At 71.8% G+C, this 685-nt stretch carries 1 protein-coding gene; it reads right to left on the bottom strand.

Annotated elements, in window-relative coordinates; genetic code table 11:
- On the bottom strand, nucleotides 1-685 hold a 685-nt coding region (locus IE172_RS34215), incomplete at both ends, for a maltotransferase domain-containing protein (RefSeq protein WP_268253501.1).

Genomic DNA, 685 nt, shown 5'->3' with positions numbered 1-685 from the left:
TTGGTGTGGGGGTTGTCGACCCGGAAGATCCGCACGCCGGTGTCCATCCAGTGCCGCAGCACCCGGCAGGTCTCGGTGACCAGGCCGTCCATGTCGGCGTCGAAGGCGACGGGGTAGATGTCCTGGTACTTCTTCGGGGGGTTCTCGGCGTAGGCGATGGTGCCGTCGGGGCGGTGGTGGAACCACTCGGGGTGCTTGTGCACCCAGGGGTGGTCGGGGGAGCACTGCAGGGCGAAGTCGAGGGCGACCTCCAGGCCGAGTTCACCGGCGCGGGCCACGAAGCGGGCGAAGTCGTCCTGGGTGCCGAGGCGGGGGTGGACGGCGTCGTGGCCGCCCTCGGGGGATCCGATGGCCCAGGGCACGCCGACGTCGTCGGGTCCGGCGTCCAGGGTGTTGTTGGGGCCTTTGCGGTGGGTGGTGCCGATGGGGTGGATCGGGGGGAGGTAGACGACGTCGAAGCCCATCGCGGCGATCGCGGGGAGGCGGCGGGCGGCGGTGTCGAAGGTGCCGTGGGGTTCGCGCTCGGTGCCCTCGGAGCGGGGGAAGAACTCGTACCAGGACCCGAACAGGGCCCGCTCGCGTTCCACCAGCAGCGGCAGCGGGTCACTGCTGGTGACCAGCTCCCGCAGCGGATACCGGGCCAGCACCGCCTCCACCTCCGGCGTCAACGCCGCCGCCAGCCGGG

It is taken from the genome of Streptomyces griseoflavus, from assembly GCF_014649995.1.
GTDB classification, from domain to species: Bacteria; Actinomycetota; Actinomycetes; order Streptomycetales; family Streptomycetaceae; genus Streptomyces; species Streptomyces griseoflavus.
This window is presented reverse-complemented; position numbering and strand designations above follow the sequence as displayed.